Source organism: Solimonas fluminis (assembly GCF_002930645.1).
Taxonomy (GTDB): Bacteria; Pseudomonadota; Gammaproteobacteria; order Nevskiales; family Nevskiaceae; genus Solimonas_A; species Solimonas_A fluminis.
Genome location: NZ_PSNW01000030.1, coordinates 1 through 1,346, shown reverse-complemented (window position 1 = coordinate 1,346; position 1,346 = coordinate 1). Strand labels below are relative to the sequence as shown.

Annotated in this window: 1 protein-coding gene; it reads left to right on the top strand. The window is 66.2% G+C overall.

The genetic code is table 11. The features are described 5' to 3' along the window. On the top strand, positions 1-1,346 hold a 1,346-nt coding region (locus tag C3942_RS21835), incomplete at both ends, for an efflux RND transporter permease subunit (RefSeq protein WP_165797581.1).

Sequence of the window (1,346 nt, the reverse complement as noted above, 5' to 3'; positions counted from 1 at the left end):
TTCTCGCACTGCGTGCAGTTCACCGAGCGCTACTACGAGATCTACGCCCACATCAAGGACCGCAAGAAGGCGGCCGAGATCACCATGGGCGTGATGATGGCGCCCTCGGTGCTGGGCATCTTCACCGACATCGTCGGCATCTTCCTGATCGCCATCGCCCCGATCCCGGCGATGGAGCGCTTCGCCCTGTTCTGCGGCTTCTGGGCGATCTGGCTGATCCCCACCGGCGTGATCCTGATCTCGCTGCTGCTGGCCGCGCTGCCGGCGCCCAAGAACGTCGACAAGCTGATCGGCCACGGCAAGGAAGGCGGCGTGCACAAGGCCCTGACCCGCTCCCTGCACGGCATCGCCCACCTCACCCACGGCAAGGCCGCCCGCGCCACCACGATCATCGTGATCGTCGGTGCCGTCGCCGCCACCTGGACCGGCCTGATGATCAAGATCGGCAACCCGGTGGAGGGCAGCAACCTGCTCTGGCCGGACTCCGAGTACAACACCGCCGTCTCCAGCATCAACAAGAACTTCCCCGGCGTGAACACCCTGGAGATCGTGTTCGAGGCCAAGGACCAGAAGAACCCGAACCGCACGATGCACCACGCGGACACCATGTTGACCATGCAGCGCATGCAGGCGCTGATCGAGCGCGGCGACAACCCGCCCCGCGCGACGCTGTCGTTCGCCGACTACCTGATGGAAGGCAATCGCCTGTTCAGCGGCGGCAACCCCAAGTGGCTGCCGCTGGACCCGGTGGACGGCGCCGTCAGCGCCGCCGCCGGCGCGGTGATGGTCGGCAGCAGCCCCAAGGCCTACTCCAACGTGGTGGACTTCGAGCAGCAGAACGGCACGGTGTCGCTCTGGTACAAGGACAACAAGCAGGACACCGTCGACGCCGCCTTGGCCGCCGCCAAGAAGGCGCTCGAGGAAGTCGGCGCCGACCACAAGACCTTCCTGGTGCGCCTGGGCACCGGCACCATCGCGCTGCAGCAGGCGATGAACGACGTGGTCAACCGCTACCACTGGCTGATCCTGGGCGCGCTGAACCTGGTGATCCTGCTCGGCACCAGCCTGGCCTACCGCTCGCTGGTGGCCGGCATCATCCTGCTGGTGCCGGTGAACCTGTCCAACTTCGTGATGATGGCGGCGATGCACCTGATGGGCATCGGCCTGGACATCAACGCCCTGCTGGTGGCCTGCGTGGGCGTCGGCGTGGGCATCGACTACGGCATCTACCTGCTGTCGCGCATCTGCGAGGAATTCCACGCGCAGGACGGCGACTGGGGCCGCACCAACGTGGCGGCGCTGACCACCACCGGCAAGGCGATCATGTTCACCGCCTCGATCATGGT